Consider the following 15324-nt stretch of genomic DNA (forward strand, 5'->3'; position numbering starts at 1 on the left):
TTTATTGGGGTTCTGGCAAAGGGTCCGAACCTGCATTGCTTCGTTCGGCATTTTCTTTGGCATCCATTTCGGCCTGTAACCGTGCCTCCCGCTCAGCCCGGCCTTTTTCAAATTCCTTGACCCGTTCCTCGACGGCAGCGGCTTCGGCATCAATTCCTGCCATCCGCTTTATGCGTTCGGCTGCGATCAGGCGGCCAAATGTCACGCCGGGATCCTGAGCCTTTTCGGCATAGGCCCGGTCAATTTCCTTAAGTCCGCACCCGGTAAACCCGCCTGCGCCGGAGGGAGAACAGCTTAAAGTGCCACTTGCTCCGACATACTCATAGGCCTGAACCCGGTTTAACCACGCCTGATTCTGTGGGCTGTTCGGGTCATCTCGCAATGACGGCGGAATCCGGTAGCGATCTGCCTCATTCATCCGCGCGCAGACGACGATTTCGTCGCTCTTGCTTTGCGGACATTCATCGCTGCCATAGACGATCAACTGATTGATTTTTTCATCCCCGGGCTGACTTTCGTCGGCGTCTTGCGCTATTGATGCAGTCGACATCAAAATCGCTGTGGTCATCAATAATGTCTTGGCCATGGGGTTCACGGTGAAATCTCCGGTTAATCTGGGCTTGGCTTGGGACTTCGACGCTGAACGAAGGATGAAGTTCATATTCGTTTCGATACTGCAATGGCCGTGCGGCAGCCCAGACGGATGGCCGCGCTCATGATCGGATAGGCAGGGGCGCGTTCTGCACCTTGCGCCAGTGCGGTGGCCTTATGTTCAAGCTCGTCCGCCTGAAAATCGGCAACCATTGCCGCCAATTCAGGATCGGTATCCCCCAATTGTTCCAATTGTTCGGAATAGTGGCGATCAATTTCGGTTTCTACCGCGACTGTGCACGCCATCGCCGCCTCCGGTCCGATAGCCGCGGTCACTGCCCCCAGGGCAAAACCTGCAACGTCCCAAATGGGATGCAGCAACGTCGGCCTGACGCCCCGTTCGGCCATCAATGCATCAAAAGCGGTCAAATGCCGATCTTCCTGTTCCGCCATATGCGCGATGCTACGTGCAGCGGGGGTGCGGTCGCCCATGATCGCAAGCTGTCCGGCATAGATGCGTTTCGCACCATATTCGCCCGCCTGGTTGACACGAATCATGCTGGCAATCGCGTCAGAGCGCTGTGCCTTGGTTTTTAGGGTGTTTTGCTGCGCCATATTGACAACAAGATGGCGATTGCGCCGCCAGTCGACAAGAGGAAATTATATCCGGCAAGCGAAATGCCAAATAAAGTCCAAGGTGCGGTATCGCAGCGTATCAGCGGGGCGTTCATTATCGATTTCAGCAAGGCGTCGCCCGAACCGGAAATGGTGGAGGTACATGCGGTCAACCCTTCCCACCATTGATATTCCACGCCCGCGTGAAAGCCACCGATCAGTCCGCTCGACAATATACCCAATGCGGCAAGAGCCACCAAAGCCCTTCGATAGACAGGGTTAGCGACAAAAAAGGCGAGGGTTGCCAGCGCAGCGGCCTCAAAATGCGGATACCGCTGCCACCAGCACATTTCGCAAGGGTACAACCCCCCAATATATTGCGATCCATATGCCCCCGCCAGCAAGCCTGTGGGCAATAGAAAAGCGAGCCAATGTGCAAACCCAATCTTTCCGGTCATGGGCTAGTTTTGCGCCTTACCTTTTACGGGCTTTTCCGCCAGCTTCATCGTCTTTGCGCCCAAACGGTTCAGCGTTTCCATCGCATAATGCAGTTGGAAATCGTCGATACCCTTTGCCTTCAACTGTTCAGCCGTCAGGGCAAAGCGGGGATCGTCGCCGATGTCTTCTTCAAGTTCCTTAGCATCGTCCTGCATTTCGTTGATGAGATGCCGCCGCAAGTCTGATTCCCGAATGGCGACACGTTTTTTGTAATCCGGGTCCGAAAGCTGGGGCACTTGAATATCGGGCTTGATCCCACCTTCCTGCACCGAGCGACCGGATGGCAAATGATAGCGCGCAACGGTTAGGCGCAATCCGGTTTCACGCGTCAGGGGAAGGACATTTTGCACCGACCCCTTACCAAAACTGCGCTCACCCATAACCAGCCCGCGATGGTGGTCTTGCAAGGCGCCTGCAACAATTTCAGAGGCGGAGGCGGAGCCCGCATCGACCAGAACGATAATAGGGGCACCGCCGGTTACATCACCAGGAACCGCCCGTTCAGCCCACCAGCGTTCAATGTCGCGTTTTTCGCGCCCGCGTTCGGAGACAATTTCACCGCTCTCCAGAAAGGCATCCGAAACAGCAACCGCTTCGTCCAATATGCCGCCAGGGTTTGATCTCAGATCAACGATATAGCCCAATGGTTTGCCGCCCATCGCCTTTTTGATACTCGAGACCGCCGAGACGACATCAGCGCCAGTTTCTTCGGAAAAGCCGGTAATCGTGATAAGACCGATGCGGTCCTTCACTTCCCAGCGGACGGGTTTGAGATCAATGATTGCCCGGGTGATCGTCACGTCAAATGGCGCATCGCGACCGGGACGCACAATCGTTAGCCGGATGGACGTACCGGGTTCGCCGCGCATCGCCTCGACCGCTTCATCCAGCGTACCGCCGAAAATCAGCCTGCCATCCAGGTGGGTAATATAATCGCCGGACTTTAATCCAGCCTTGTCGGCAGGGGTATCTTTTGTCGGAGCGATAATTTTAACCGCCTTATCTTCGAGAGTGACCGAGAGACCAAGGCCACCATATTCGCCATCAATCTGTGTCTGCAGCGCGCTGAAATCAGATTTATTGAGAAACCCGCTGTGCGGATCAAGGCTGGAGAGCATGCCCTGAATAGCGCCTTCCATCAGTTGTTTGTCGTCAACTTTGTCGACGTAGCTGGATTTGACCTTCTTATAGACAGCCAGGAATTGCTCAAGTTCGCGAATCTGATCCGCTTGTGCCTGTGCCGGTGATTTTTGCTGGGCGCTTTGCGCCACCAAGACAGAGGCTGGCACAGTAAAGGCCAATGCTAATGCAAGGGTCGAGGGCAGCAGGCGAATTTTCATCTTGTTATCCAGTCCTTAAATCAGGATGATTCGTATATCGCGCCTTAACCTATGGTGAAAGCGCGTTTACCAAAAAAGGTAGAGGTGCCGCGGGGCAGGATCTAGGGTCAGGACCTAGGCCGTGAATTTCAACATGGCAGCAACATCCATTACGCGCCCATTTTTTCGCAACTCAATACCGATTTCGGTTGGGTCTTTGCCGGCTACGCCAATCATGCTTCCTTGCCGGACCGGCTGCCCCTTCTCCGCCTGCACTACGCCAATATTGGTGATCAGGCTGCTCCAGCCATTTCCATGTTCGATAATGATGATATTGCCATAACTACGATATCGGCCCGCGAAAGAAATCGTGCCGTCGGCGGGCGCCAATATCGGTGCAGAAGGCGGCGCAAAAATACGCATTCCACGTTCCCGATACCCGGTTATGTTAAGTTCGAGAAACCCCGACGCCACATTGCCACGTACCGGCAGGATATAGGCATTTTTGCCTCCCTGAATATTCCGCCGTTGGTCCTGACGCATCATTGGTCCGTCAAGCAGTGCAAGTTCCGCCGCCTTTGCGCTGCTCACCCGCTGCGTATCGATGCTGCCGACAATGTCGCGCGCGCGTTCACCCTGTGCTATGGCCCGTTCAAATTCAATGGCGGCGTCGGCGGCCAATGCATTGGCCTTGCCCCGGGCATTACCTTCCAGTTTTGCGAGCGCAGTTCGCCTGCCACTCAACCTGGCACGCGCATCATCAAGCGTTTTAAGCGCCAATAATTCCTGCGACCGCAATTCATTTTGCACGGCAATCTGTTGCCGCAGCCTGCTTGTGCGTCGAACAATTTGTGGTTGTACCGTCGCCATCACCGCCCGCAGATGGATATAATCTTCACGGTGACCAGGCTGGGCCATCATCAATGCGGTTGGTCGCCCGGTCATTTGCTGTAAAGCCGCGTTAAGGCGCAATATCGGCTCGCTTTGTTGGCCCAAATGGGTGCGTTGCGCGCGCTGCCGTCGGCTGATGATAGATATCCGGGCATTGGCGGCCTCTATCTGTGCCTCGGCCGCGGCAATTTCTGCGGACAAGAGGGCACGTTGCGCCACCAGCCGGTCCGCCGCATTTTCAGAATTGCTTGCCTCTTGCCGTAGAAGTTCACTGCGTCTCTCGGCAGTTTTTGCCTTCTCTTTCGCTTCTAACAGGGTCTTTTCCTGCACCGTCATAGAAAGTACCGGTTGCGCGATAAGAGCGGCGGCAAAACTGGATGAAGCAAAAGCCAAAAGAGCAAGGATCAAACTGCGTCGCAAATGACTAGCCTTCCCGATGATAGGGGTGGTTGGCTATAATGGATGTTGCGCGAAACAATTGCTCCGCCAGCATTGCCCGGGCCATAAGATGCGGCCAGGTCACTTTACCAAATGCTATTAACTTATCGGCTGAATCGCGATCTACATCATTGAAGCCGTCGGCCGCACCAATCAGAAAACGGGTTTCGCGCGCCCCTTCATCCTGCCATTTTTCCAAAAGGCGCGCGAGCTCCATCGACCCCATCTGCTCGCCTTTTTCGTCCAATATGACCGTCTTGCAAGGAGAATCGCTTACGGGAAGTTCCCCACCACGGTCAGGAAGTTCGCTGTGCTTTATCGGCCACTGAATGCGTTTCAGATAGCGGTTTACAAGCTCTGCCTCAGGCGAACGGCCAATTTTTCCGCGCGCAATGATATGCAAACGCATTGCCATAGCCTGAGTGCTGACCCTAGGCCGATGCAGATTCCGGCGCGTCGCCGAATGCCCACATACGTTCGAGATTGTAAAAACTACGAACTTCGGGCCGAAACAGATGCACAATCACATCTTCCGCATCGATCAGGACCCAATCTGCCGAGGGCAATCCTTCGATTCGCGCATGGCGACCGGCCTGCTTGATCCGCTCGGACAGCTTCTGCGCCATGGATGCCACCTGCCGGGACGAACGACCGGAGGCGACGACCATATGGTCGGCGATGTTGCTTTTACCTTCGAGAGGAATCGAGACAATGTCCTGCGCTTGATCGTCGTCGAGCGATTTTAAAATGAGTTCATGGAGCTTTTCAGGGCTCAATACGGGTCCCTTGGCCTTGGCGGCGGGGGGGACGGAGGCGGAATCTATCAAGTGTGCTCCTTACAGAACAATTTTGTGGGTGACGCCATCGCGTGCGCCAGTTCCTGAAAATCGCTGATACCAATGGGGGTCGGCACGGCGAATTGCGGTTGCCGAACGGGGATCTGGACGAAAGCGCAAAAAGACAAGCGCTGGCGTACTCCATCTTGTCCAGTGATGACGCTGGTCCGGACGCCGGACAAACCGCCTGAACCAGGCCATTGCGGGACCCGCAACAGCCTTCGCATCATAGCCGGGTCTTGCGATAACTGCAATCGGCATCAATCGCGCGATATCTCTCCACTGTCGCCAGTGATGAAATTGCAACAGATTATCTGCGCCCATGATCCAGATAAACCGGACTTTGGGGTATTTGGCGACGATCTTTTGCAGGGTGTCGATGGTAAAAGCGGTTCCCAAATCGCGCTCGATCGCGGTCGCCTTGATCGGACTGCGCCGCGTTTGCGCCTTTGCAGAGCCGAGCCGAGCCACAAGCGGTGCCATTCCCTTTTTGGGCTTCAAGGGATTGCCGGGCGAAACCAGCCACCAGTATTCGTCGAGGTCCAGCGCATGGAGGGCAAACAGGCTGATATCCCGATGCCCGCCATGCGCCGGATTGAACGAGCCGCCCATCAGGCCGATGGTTTTCAAGGCCGTATTTGCCCTTGGCCGTGCACCAGCCATTTATAGGTGGTCAAACCCTCAAGTGCCACGGGACCACGCGCATGCAGCCGTCCGGTGGCAATGCCTATTTCCGCGCCCAGCCCGAATTCGCCGCCATCGGCATATTGGGTCGAGGCATTGTGCATGACGATGGCGCTGTCGACTTCGGCCAGGAACTGCGCGGCCACCGCGTCATCGTTGGTGATGATCGCGTCGGTGTGGTGCGACCCATGGCGGGCAATATGGTCCATCGCCTCATCAAGGCCGCTCACCATCCGCACGGATATGACCGAATCGAGATATTCGGTATCCCAATCGGCATCGTCGGCAGACACCGTGCGCGGATCGAGCTCCATCAGCGCGTCGTCGGCCCGGACTTCGCAGCCTGTTTCAAGCAACGCCGCGATCAGGTCGGCGGGCGCGGGATAATCCTGATCAATCAGCAACGTCTCCGCTGCGCCGCAAATGCCCGTGCGCCGCATCTTGGCGTTGACGATGATGGCGTTGGCCATCGCAGGGTCGGCATCCTTGTACACATAAATGTGGTTGATACCGTCGAGATGCGCCAGCACGGGAACCCGCGCCTCGTCCTGCACCCGCGCCACGAGCGACTTGCCGCCGCGCGGAATGATCATGTCGATGGCCCCTTGTGCGCGCAGCATCGAGCCGACCGCCGCACGATCCTGCGTCGGCACCAGTTGCACAGCATCGGCGGGCAAGCCTGCTTCGACGATGCCGGATACCATGGCCTTGTGGATTGCCCGGTTGCTGTGCACCGCTTCGCTTCCGCCGCGCAGGATAACCGCGTTCCCGGCCCGCAGCCCGAGTGCAGCAGCATCCGCGGTGACATTGGGGCGGCTTTCGTAGATAATACCCAAGACACCGATGGGGATGCGCACCCGGCGCATGACAAGGCCATTGGGTTGCGTGCGGCTGTCGATGACTTCGCCCACGGGATCATCAAGAACGGCTACCTGATCGATCGCATCCGCAACCGCAGCAAGACGGCCTTCGTCCAGTTTCAGCCGGTCCAGCATCGCAGGCGAGAGACCCGCCTTTGTCCCCGCCTCCATATCGAGCGCGTTCGCCGCAATGATGCCTTGGCTGTCCTGCCGCAGCGCCGCCGCCGCTGCCTTCAGCGCGGCAGTCTTGGTCGCGTCGGACGCCAGCGCAAGCACCTTGACCGCAGCGCGTGCCTTCGCCGTCATCTCGGCAATCAGCTGGTCCGGAATATGGTAATCGGCAGTCATGGGGAAACCCGTAGAGAATCTGCGGAAAAATAGAAAGCAGCCTTGCCAAAAACGCTTTTACCAAAAGGCTGCGAATCGGTCCGCCTGTAAATAGCTGATTTCATTAACTATTCTGAATTTCCGAATTTTTACAAACAGTTTCATCCGGTCACAATTGGTCAAATTGGTAACGATTTCCACAACTCACCGTGTGACTCGCCCGATTCGTCACGACTCGCCCTCATCCGATTCGCCCGCACCCCGCAGACCTGCTACCGGCGCTGCACAAATAAAAAAATGGGGTGGGTCGTGTCGCTACAGACCAGATTGACTGGCTGGAAAAGCCAGATCGCTGGATGGTTTATTGACCGCGAATTTTTCATGCGGGCCAATGGCCAAGTCCGGTTTTTGAAGATTTCCGCACAACTGCAACGCCGCGTTGCAGGGGTGACCGCTTTTATTGTGGGCGCGTGGCTGATCGTCACGCTGGGCATGGCCGTGAACCAGGTCAGCGTGTCCGTCGAGCGGATGGCGCTGAACGAAAAAGAAGCCAAGGTCGAATCCGCCGAAGAGCGCGTTGCCAATTACCGCGGCTCAATTGACGAGGTGACCAAGGACCTTGAGCGTCGCCAGAAAATGCTGGAAAGCCTGAGCGACCAGTATCTCGACGAAATTCCCGCAGCGGCCGCAACCGGATCCGATGCCGCAGCGCAAGACGATAAAACCGTCAAGACAATAAGCGCATTGGTTCCCGAAGCCGCCGGCTTGGCCCGCATCGAAGCACGGCAGATCCGTTTTGCCGAGTTGATGACAAAGGTGGCACAGGCTCGGACCCAAAAGGCAGAAGCAGCGATCCGCCAGTTCGGCCTCAACCCCGACATCTTGGCCCGTCAAGCAATCAGCGCGCAGGGTGGTCCGTTTGAATCCTTTTTTGGCAGTTCCAAAAAAGATGTCCGCGATCCGCGCTTTACCAAACTCGCCATGTCGCTCGGTCGGATGGACGCCATGGAGCGTGCCTTGGCCGCTATCCCCACCTCCATGCCCGCCGCTGTCATGCTGATGTCGAGCGGTTTTGGCTATCGCAGCGATCCGTTCACCGGCGCTGGCGCAATGCACAATGGTCTTGATTTCAAAGGCCCCATCGGGACCCCCATCTTGGCCGCCGCCGATGGCCGCATTACCCATGCGGGATCGCAAGGTGGCTATGGAAATACGATCGAAATCACACACGCTAATGGTTTGGTAACCCGTTATGCCCACTTGTCTGGTTTTAACGTCAAGCTCGGCCAAAAGGTCGCGCGTGGCGCACAAATCGCGCGGATGGGCAGCACAGGTCGTTCGACCGGCAGCCATCTGCATTTCGAGGTCCGCCTGAACGGTCAGGCTATTAACCCACGGAAGTTTTTGGAGGCTAACCCTGATGTTCTCGAAGTCCAAAGCGTCGCCGGAATCCGTGCAGACACCAGCACAAAGGAATAATGGTAACGTGCGTAACAATTCTGGTCACACCTTTTCCATCATCGCGTCCGACGTCGAAATCGTCGGAAATCTAAATGCCCGCGTCGACCTGCATATCGACGGCAAGATTCAGGGCGACGTGACCTGCGGCAACCTCGTCCAGGGTGAAGGCAGCGTCATTTCAGGGAAGGTCATCGCCGAATCCGCGCGGCTGTCGGGCAGCGTGGAAGGGTCGATCGAGGCCAATGATCTGGTCATTGAATCGACCGCACGGATTACAGGCGATGTCGTCTACACCAACCTGACCATCGCACCCGGTGGCCAGATCGAAGGAAAGTTCCGCCACAAGTCCTCAGGCGGTGCACCCAGCATCGGCCGCACAACAGTCGATATCAGCAAGGTGGCTGACCCGCTTATTCTTGGAAACGCTTCCAAAGTGGCTTGATCTTCAATCAATATCGCGGCTCTATATCTGGGCCGTGAACGCCCATATATCATCGTCGAGGTTTGAATCCATTTTGAAGCGTCGACGAGGATATATATGCGGTCGCGGCCCAATAAAAAGGCGGCCCGATGGGTGGGCCGCCTTTTCGATTTTTCGTTCAATGGCACATTAGAATGTTTTTCGCACCGTGACCCCGAATGTACGCGGACTATTCGTCGTAAAACCGAGGCGCGCTCTACCGCCGCGTTCCCTGTCGAATGACAATAGGGCGTTTTCATCGAACAGATTGTTGACATATGCGATTACCGACAAGCCATTTTCAAAATCAACACCCGCACTTAAATTGACCAGTTGATAGCTCGGCAGAACAAGGTTTAGGGTCGTCGCATCGGTCCCCGGAGCCCCTGCAAAGGCAAGGCCGGAAACAAAACTACGCGGATTACCCTCTTGGTCACTGGGTTGTGTAATGCGGTTTCCAACATGCTGGATTGAAGTGGCGATATAAGCTTCAGCCGACGAGCTTACCGGAAATTTATAGCTCGCATTTGCTGAAATTTGAAACTTGGGTACTGTTGGCAGACGATTTCCATCGCGGATACCCGCAATTACGGCCCCCGCCGTCGATGTAACCGAAGAGTCGAACTTGGCGCTAAGTAGGCTTCCCGAAATGCCGAAGTCAAAACCATCGGCGGGGCTAGCGCTTAATTCAAATTCGAGACCCTGCGTATGCGCTTTGGGTACATTAAACACCACTCGCGACGAACAGCTTCCGGCATCCGCCGTCACCTGCAAATTATTTATGTCTGTATAAAATGCGGCTGCATTAAACGTAATGCCACGGCTTTGTGTTTTTACGCCCAGTTCATAGTTCCAGAGCGTTTCATCATCATAACGTGGCCGATTGCCGAACGTTAAAGCGTCGACCCCGCCCGCACCACCGGAACAAAGTGGAATATTGAGCGGGTCATTAACACCCCCGAGCCGGAAACCTTTCGACGCTTGAGCATTGATCGTTATGCCATCTGTTGCCTTGAAACTTGCCAGCAGGCGAGGCGTAAAACCGTCCGACTTTGTGCTTGCAGGTTGGTTGTCGCCATTCGAAAACAGACCACCCGATTTGAATATCCGGTCTTCAGAAAAATCATAATAACGACCACCTGCCGTCAATGTGAATTTATCCCCAAAAGCGTAGCTTGCTTCGCCAAATATGGCCTTTTGTTCAATGTCATAAACGATATCCGCATTGTAAGGCGAGTTAAGCGGAAAGCCGTTCGCAACTGCGGCCGACGTGCCAGCGCCAAATCGTGCATCGGTAAACGCGTCATATCCTGGTGTAGGCAAGCGTTGTGCATAATCACGGTCAGTGTTGGAATAGAAACCACCCAAGACCCATTGAAATGGCCCATCACCGCTCGAACTCAATCTCAGTTCCTGTGTGAAGGACTGGACTTTTGTCGTGTCGCGAAGGTTTGACGGTAACAAAACACCCGCGGTGGGAAAGCCCAAGTCGACCGAAACACTGCCAGTTAATGCACTTGCGTCGCGGCTTACCAAAATGTCACGGTCCGTGTAACTGCTAACCGAGGTCACATCGACGCCACCAAGACCGATCTTGATTGTGCTATCCGCAATAAGTGTTTCGTCTTCAAAGCCCTCGCGCAGCAACAGATGCTGTTCCCGCTCATTAAAGGTTACGGCAGGTCGTGTAGTGGTAAAGGGGTTTGCATAGAGATTGAATACTTCCTGACGGTTAAATCCGTCGGTTGAAATCTTTTGATATACAACCCTCGGTGTAATGGAAAAATTGTCACTCGGCTCAACAGTCAGTGCAATTCGGCCACCATAGCGTTCGCCGTCATTGACATCCTGATCGACGCCGCCGCCTTCACGCCGGGCATCGATAAAGCCGCCATATTGCGTATAATATCCCACCGCACGAAAGGCCGCCTTTTCACCGATTGGAACATTTATCGCGCCTTTCAGGTGTCCGCCAAAATCATCCCCATCGACAAGATTAACATTTCCCTCAACGGACCCTTCGGTCGCGCCTAATTTGGGTTGATTGGTAATGTAGCGCACGGTGCCGCCAACCGATCCTGAGCCAAATAGGGTGCCTTGCGGCCCCCTTAACGTCTCGACGCGATTGAGGTCAAAAAGGTCAAGGTCGGGCGTGAACAAGGAGAGTGAAATAACAGATTCATCGAGATAAACGCCGACCTGTTCTTTAACACCAGGCTGGTCGCGGACAATCTGACCCGCCGAAACGCCACGAATGGAAACCTGACTCTGCCCAGGTCCTAGATTTTGGATAGTCAGACCAGCGACATTACGCGAAAGGTCTTCGAGCGTGGTCGCGCCGGTTTTTTGTATGTCATCTGCAGTCTGGGCATTGATCGAAAACGGTACGTCCTGCAGATTTGCATCGCGTTTCGTGGCGGTCACGATGATAATGTTTTTATCAGCCTCGCTATCGGCGTCTTGTGCAAACACTGCGTTGCTAACGATCAGCGCGGCCAGCGCTGATACAGACGCGCTCACGCGGGCTGCTTTACGGCACGTAAAGTTAATCATGGCTCTCTCCCTAGTTTGACAGATGGCTAAAACCTCTGTTCTATTCTTTCATAATGCGCCGATTAATTGGAATTTGTTACACCCTTTAATCTCGCGCACAGCATTTTCCATGAATAGTAGCATTTTTGCAACAGCCGAAAAATGGCCCGAACCATTGGGTCCGGGCCGTAAGTTGGATGTTCGCGGGAGGAACATCGGGAGGAGGCGGAGCGTCAAAGGAGAGGAGAGAACGCCCCGCCGCCAAGCTGTGAAACTCAATAATTATAGGCGCGTTCTCCATGGCTGGAGAGGTCGAGACCTTCGCGTTCCGCTTCTTCGGTCGGACGCAGGCCCAGCGTGAATTTGAGACCGTAGAAAAGAACAGCCGAGACGACGCCGGTCCACAGAACCGTGGTGCCAACAGCCCATAGTTGCGAGATCAGCTGGTCAACCATCACATATTCACCAGGAACAGCCGGGAAGACGGTGTAGTCGATCCATCCCTGACCGCCGAGCGCCGGATCGGCAACGATAGCGGTTCCGAGGGCACCCACGATGCCACCAACGCCGTGCACGCCGAAGACGTCGAGCGTGTCGTCATATTTCAGCTTGTTCTTCACGACGGCGACGAAGAGGTAGCAGACAGCCGACGCGACGAAGCCGAGAAGGATCGACGTCATAGGCGCTGCAAATCCGCTGGCCGGTGTAATCGCGACCAGACCTGCAACGGCCCCTGTTACCGCGCCAAGAAGCGAAGGCTTGCCGTGGTGCACTTGTTCGATGATGCACCAGGCGACAGCCGCTGCGGCGGTGGCGACAAAGGTGTTCATAAAGGCGAGGGCTGCGATGCCGTTCGATTCAAGGTTCGAACCGGCGTTGAAACCGAACCAGCCAACCCACAGAAGCGAAGCGCCGATCATGGTCATGGTCAGGCTGTGCGGAGGCGTGGCTTCCCTGCCAAAGCCCACACGCTTGCCGATGATGAGGCAGCCGACCAGACCAGCGATACCGGCGTTGATATGGACAACCGTGCCGCCCGCGAAATCGAGCGCAGCTTTACCCCAGAGGAAACCTACATCCGTTGGCGCGTCGACGAGGAAGTCGGGTCCAGCCCAGTACCACACCATGTGCGCGATCGGGAAATAGGCGAAGGTCAGCCACAGCACCGTGAAGATCATCAACGGCGTGAATTTGATACGTTCGGCAAAGGCGCCGACGATCAGGGCGGGCGTGATGCAGGCAAAGGTCATCTGGAAAATGACGAAGGCATATTCCGGAATATACACATTGTTGCTGAACGTCGCCGCATAGGTCGTCGTGCTGACACCTGCGAGAAACGCCTTGGAGAGGCCGCCGATGAACGGACCGCCGCTGGTGAAGGCAAGGCTATAGCCATAGGTTACCCAGACAAGCGCCGCGACCGAAACGATCATGAACACCTGCATCAACAGGCTTAGCATATTCTTCGTGCGGACAAGGCCGCCATAGAAGAGTGCAAGTGCAGGGATCGACATCAGCAGGACCAGCGCCGAGCTGATCAGCATCCATGTGGTGTCGCCCTTGTCGACCATCGTCGCCATCTGCTCGACCGTCGGGGCCTTGATGGGACCTTCGGCAACTGCGGCAGTCGCTGCCGCGGCACCATCAGCAACTGCTTCGGCCGCCTCCTGTGCAAAGGCGGGCAGAGCAGCGAACAATGTCGCCCCCGTCGCGCCTATGAATTTGAGTGTTTTGGACATTTTATGGTTCCCCTAGCTAAATATTATCGCGTCAGAGCGCGGTTTCGTTGGTGTCGCCGGTCCGGATGCGTAACGCACCGGCAAGCTCGAATTCGAAAATCTTGCCATCGCCAATTGCGCCGGTTTCGGCAGCATGCTGGATAGCTTCGATCACCGCAGGTGCCTGATCGCTTGCACAGGCAATCTCGATCTTCACCTTGGGCACCATGTTGGTTTCATATTCCGCGCCGCGGTAGATTTCGGTCTGACCCTTTTGACGGCCGAAGCCTTTGACCTCGGTCACTGTCATGCCCGACACACCAAGCGCGGTCAGCGCTTCGCGGACCGGGTCAAGCTTGTGCGGCTTTATCACTGCTATAATATATTTCATGCACACCCCCGTTGGTTGTGCAGTGCAATATGCAATCGCCGTGCCAGAATCGCGGAGTCCCGGAATCGGTTGGTTTTGCGTGTGGACTCGCCCGGAATCAAACCGGGAGTATGTTAACAATTGCTTAAATATTGAGCAGTAAAAAGTGACTGCCTAATTATTGGGCAGTTCTATCCTATGTGCAGTGCCGCCCAAACGGGCAGATGGTCTGATGCCTGTTTGGAGAGCAGCGAGACATGGCAATCCGCCGCAGACACCTGAATATCATGGCTCACCACGATCCGGTCCAGCCGCGCCACCGGACGGGATGTGTGAAAGCTTTTGGGTGTCTGAACGATCCTGTGATGGTGAAATGCCAGCTCGCTCAAGGCCCCGCTATCGGACCATTGATTGAAATCCCCCATCATAACGGTTGGCATCAGCCGGGGGCAGGCATCAATCGCCGCCAACAAGGCCCGCACCTGCTTGCGCCGCCAAAGCCCCGAAAGGTCGAGATGGACGCCAATGACGCGCAAGGAATGGCCCGCAACCGACAGCTCCGCCATCACCGCCCCGCGGGGTTCGAGGGTCGGCATTTCGATCGGCGCGACATTTCGCACTTCGATGCCTTTTCGCACCAATATCGCATTTCCGTGCCACCCAATAGCGGCCGGGCGGAAATGCAAGGGAACCGGCATCCAGGGCGTTTCCGCCTCCAGCATCGCCAGTGGCAGCGCACTCACCCGCGCGCCAAATCGGCGGTCAACCTCTTGCAGAGTGATAATGTCGGCATCAATTTCGTTAAGGACATTGATGATCCGCGCAGGATTGCGACGCTGATCAAGGCCAACAGCTTTACGGATATTGTACGTCGCCACCTTGACCTGATGGCTCATATGCTGCCGGCTTCCCTTAAAATCTCTATCGCTTCTTCACATTCGTCATCAAGCACCATCAGCCGGACGGGAATGGCGAAAGCTGCGCTATCTGCTATGTTCATTCCTGTGTCAAAAGTGACCGCCATCAAACCGTGAGATTCCAGCAGCGTTCGTGCAATCTCAGCCTCTATGGCATTGGGGTAGCGGGCAAGCTCGACAAGCGCCATCGGCTAATCCTGACCCTTAATTTGCCGGTCCAAAATAACGGTCGGTGGGTCGGGTCGGTAATCCGTCAATGCTCTTTATACGCCCTTTGGTTTTATTCAGCCATGCGTCGGCATCGGCCTGGGCATGATATTTGGTCAGCGTTTCCCGCTCGCGGTCGAGCGTCATAAAGGGTACGCCCCAGCCGCAGCTGCTTTGTACGCTTTCGACATCAATAACGAAAATCTGTCGTGTGCCAGGCAAAATCGTGAAATATGCGGCAAGTGCTTCCCATTCGTCATCCTGGGGCAACACAGGCCGACCACGACCGTAGATTCGCACAATCAGCGCCGGACGGTCGAAATCGCAGAACATGACGGTTATCCGCCCATCCGCCAGCAAATGGGCATGGGTCTCATTCCCGGACCCGCCCAAATCCAGATAGGCCACGCGCGTCGGTGAAAGCACGCGGAAGCAGTCATATCCCTTCGGGGACAGATTGATCCGGCCATCGGCCGCAGCGGTCGCCGTAAAGAAAATCGGTTGTTTGCCGATCATCTCGACATGTTTGTCTGTCAACGTTTCGGTAAAGTCTGCCATTCACCCGTTTTGACGCAATTACCGATGGAGCGCAACCTAGGC

The 15324-nt window shown here is 55.7% G+C and carries 17 protein-coding genes; 2 read left to right on the forward strand and 15 right to left on the reverse strand.

Annotated features, from left to right (window positions below):
* Position 1: 1 nt before the first annotated feature.
* The 9 genes from EUU23_RS09985 to EUU23_RS10025 all read right to left on the reverse strand — a co-directional run bounded on the left by EUU23_RS09985 (position 2) and on the right by EUU23_RS10025 (position 7080).
* A complete protein-coding gene (locus EUU23_RS09985; protein WP_246156420.1) occupies positions 2-661 on the reverse strand; it encodes a hypothetical protein in 660 nt (219 codons plus the stop codon).
* Positions 658-1206: a demethoxyubiquinone hydroxylase family protein gene (locus EUU23_RS09990; protein ID WP_160353991.1), complete on the reverse strand. Its 549-nt coding sequence runs from the start codon at positions 1204-1206 to the stop codon at positions 658-660. Before EUU23_RS09990 ends, EUU23_RS09985 begins: the two co-directional genes overlap by 4 nt.
* The gene (locus tag EUU23_RS09995; RefSeq protein WP_160353992.1) at positions 1185-1664 is read right to left on the reverse strand and encodes a disulfide bond formation protein B; all 480 of its coding nucleotides are present in this window, start codon (positions 1662-1664) and stop codon (positions 1185-1187) included. Before EUU23_RS09995 ends, EUU23_RS09990 begins: the two co-directional genes overlap by 22 nt.
* Positions 1665-1667: 3 nt before the next feature.
* Positions 1668-3044 (reverse strand): S41 family peptidase, encoded by a 1377-nt coding sequence (locus EUU23_RS10000; protein ID WP_160353993.1) that lies wholly within the window; start codon positions 3042-3044, stop codon positions 1668-1670.
* A 114-nt stretch (positions 3045-3158) separates the two neighbouring features.
* Positions 3159-4334: a murein hydrolase activator EnvC family protein gene (locus tag EUU23_RS10005; RefSeq protein ID WP_160353994.1), complete on the reverse strand. Its 1176-nt coding sequence runs from the start codon at positions 4332-4334 to the stop codon at positions 3159-3161.
* 4 nt (positions 4335-4338) lie between these two features.
* Entirely contained in the window at positions 4339-4761 is a 423-nt protein-coding gene (locus EUU23_RS10010; RefSeq protein ID WP_160353995.1) for a 23S rRNA (pseudouridine(1915)-N(3))-methyltransferase RlmH, read from the reverse strand.
* 22 nt (positions 4762-4783) lie between these two features.
* Complete coding sequence (rsfS, locus tag EUU23_RS10015) at positions 4784-5176, reverse strand: ribosome silencing factor (protein WP_425505122.1); 393 nt, start codon at positions 5174-5176, stop codon at positions 4784-4786.
* A gap of 12 nt (positions 5177-5188) precedes the next feature.
* On the reverse strand, positions 5189-5851 hold the full coding sequence (locus tag EUU23_RS10020) for a nicotinate-nucleotide adenylyltransferase (RefSeq protein ID WP_179956541.1): 663 nt from the start codon (positions 5849-5851) through the stop codon (positions 5189-5191).
* Positions 5815-7080: a glutamate-5-semialdehyde dehydrogenase gene (locus tag EUU23_RS10025; RefSeq protein ID WP_160353998.1), complete on the reverse strand. Its 1266-nt coding sequence runs from the start codon at positions 7078-7080 to the stop codon at positions 5815-5817. Before EUU23_RS10025 ends, EUU23_RS10020 begins: the two co-directional genes overlap by 37 nt.
* Positions 7081-7368: 288 nt before the next feature.
* Here EUU23_RS10025 and EUU23_RS10030 point away from each other — a divergent pair, with 288 nt between their 5' ends.
* Together EUU23_RS10030 and EUU23_RS10035 are read left to right on the forward strand one after the other, a co-directional pair.
* Positions 7369-8538: a M23 family metallopeptidase gene (locus tag EUU23_RS10030; protein WP_343032710.1), complete on the forward strand. Its 1170-nt coding sequence runs from the start codon at positions 7369-7371 to the stop codon at positions 8536-8538.
* Between the two features lie 7 nt (positions 8539-8545).
* Entirely contained in the window at positions 8546-8962 is a 417-nt protein-coding gene (locus EUU23_RS10035) for a bactofilin family protein (protein WP_343032711.1), read from the forward strand.
* A gap of 168 nt (positions 8963-9130) precedes the next feature.
* On the opposite strand, the gene EUU23_RS10040 is transcribed toward EUU23_RS10035, so the two are convergent.
* From EUU23_RS10040 to EUU23_RS10065, 6 genes are all read right to left on the reverse strand, one after another.
* Positions 9131-11533 carry a TonB-dependent receptor gene (locus EUU23_RS10040; protein ID WP_160354000.1) on the reverse strand — a complete coding sequence of 801 codons (2403 nt, stop codon included), beginning with the start codon at positions 11531-11533 and terminating at the stop codon, positions 9131-9133.
* Between the two features lie 254 nt (positions 11534-11787).
* Positions 11788-13251, reverse strand: coding sequence for an ammonium transporter (locus tag EUU23_RS10045; RefSeq protein ID WP_160354001.1), 1464 nt, complete (start codon positions 13249-13251; stop codon positions 11788-11790).
* Between the two features lie 31 nt (positions 13252-13282).
* Entirely contained in the window at positions 13283-13621 is a 339-nt protein-coding gene (locus EUU23_RS10050; protein ID WP_160354002.1) for a P-II family nitrogen regulator, read from the reverse strand.
* 170 nt (positions 13622-13791) lie between these two features.
* Positions 13792-14496 carry an endonuclease/exonuclease/phosphatase family protein gene (locus tag EUU23_RS10055; protein ID WP_160354003.1) on the reverse strand — a complete coding sequence of 235 codons (705 nt, stop codon included), beginning with the start codon at positions 14494-14496 and terminating at the stop codon, positions 13792-13794.
* On the reverse strand, positions 14493-14705 hold the full coding sequence (locus tag EUU23_RS10060; RefSeq protein WP_160354004.1) for a putative signal transducing protein: 213 nt from the start codon (positions 14703-14705) through the stop codon (positions 14493-14495). Before EUU23_RS10060 ends, EUU23_RS10055 begins: the two co-directional genes overlap by 4 nt.
* 16 nt (positions 14706-14721) lie before the next feature.
* Positions 14722-15282 carry a pyridoxamine 5'-phosphate oxidase family protein gene (locus tag EUU23_RS10065; protein ID WP_160354005.1) on the reverse strand — a complete coding sequence of 187 codons (561 nt, stop codon included), beginning with the start codon at positions 15280-15282 and terminating at the stop codon, positions 14722-14724.
* Positions 15283-15324: the final 42 nt, after the last annotated feature.

The sequence above is a fragment of the Sphingorhabdus profundilacus genome, from assembly GCF_009769755.1.
GTDB classification, from domain to species: Bacteria; Pseudomonadota; Alphaproteobacteria; order Sphingomonadales; family Sphingomonadaceae; genus Sphingorhabdus_B; species Sphingorhabdus_B profundilacus.

Excerpts from the sequence above, each read along its gene's own strand:
- EUU23_RS09985 (WP_246156420.1), bottom strand. The coding sequence starts at position 661 with ATGAACTTCATCCTTCGTTCAGCGTCGAAGTCCCAAGCCAAGCCCAGA.
- EUU23_RS09990 (WP_160353991.1), bottom strand. The coding sequence starts at position 1,206 with ATGGCGCAGCAAAACACCCTAAAAACCAAGGCACAGCGCTCTGACGCG.
- EUU23_RS09995 (WP_160353992.1), bottom strand. The coding sequence starts at position 1,664 with ATGACCGGAAAGATTGGGTTTGCACATTGGCTCGCTTTTCTATTGCCC.
- EUU23_RS10000 (WP_160353993.1), bottom strand. The coding sequence starts at position 3,044 with ATGAAAATTCGCCTGCTGCCCTCGACCCTTGCATTAGCATTGGCCTTT.
- EUU23_RS10010 (WP_160353995.1), bottom strand. The coding sequence starts at position 4,761 with ATGCGTTTGCATATCATTGCGCGCGGAAAAATTGGCCGTTCGCCTGAG.
- EUU23_RS10020 (WP_179956541.1), bottom strand. The coding sequence starts at position 5,851 with ATGGCTGGTGCACGGCCAAGGGCAAATACGGCCTTGAAAACCATCGGC.
- EUU23_RS10025 (WP_160353998.1), bottom strand. The coding sequence starts at position 7,080 with ATGACTGCCGATTACCATATTCCGGACCAGCTGATTGCCGAGATGACG.
- EUU23_RS10040 (WP_160354000.1), bottom strand. The coding sequence starts at position 11,533 with ATGATTAACTTTACGTGCCGTAAAGCAGCCCGCGTGAGCGCGTCTGTA.
- EUU23_RS10045 (WP_160354001.1), bottom strand. The coding sequence starts at position 13,251 with ATGTCCAAAACACTCAAATTCATAGGCGCGACGGGGGCGACATTGTTC.
- EUU23_RS10050 (WP_160354002.1), bottom strand. The coding sequence starts at position 13,621 with ATGAAATATATTATAGCAGTGATAAAGCCGCACAAGCTTGACCCGGTC.
- EUU23_RS10055 (WP_160354003.1), bottom strand. The coding sequence starts at position 14,496 with ATGAGCCATCAGGTCAAGGTGGCGACGTACAATATCCGTAAAGCTGTT.
- EUU23_RS10060 (WP_160354004.1), bottom strand. The coding sequence starts at position 14,705 with ATGGCGCTTGTCGAGCTTGCCCGCTACCCCAATGCCATAGAGGCTGAG.
- EUU23_RS10065 (WP_160354005.1), bottom strand. The coding sequence starts at position 15,282 with ATGGCAGACTTTACCGAAACGTTGACAGACAAACATGTCGAGATGATC.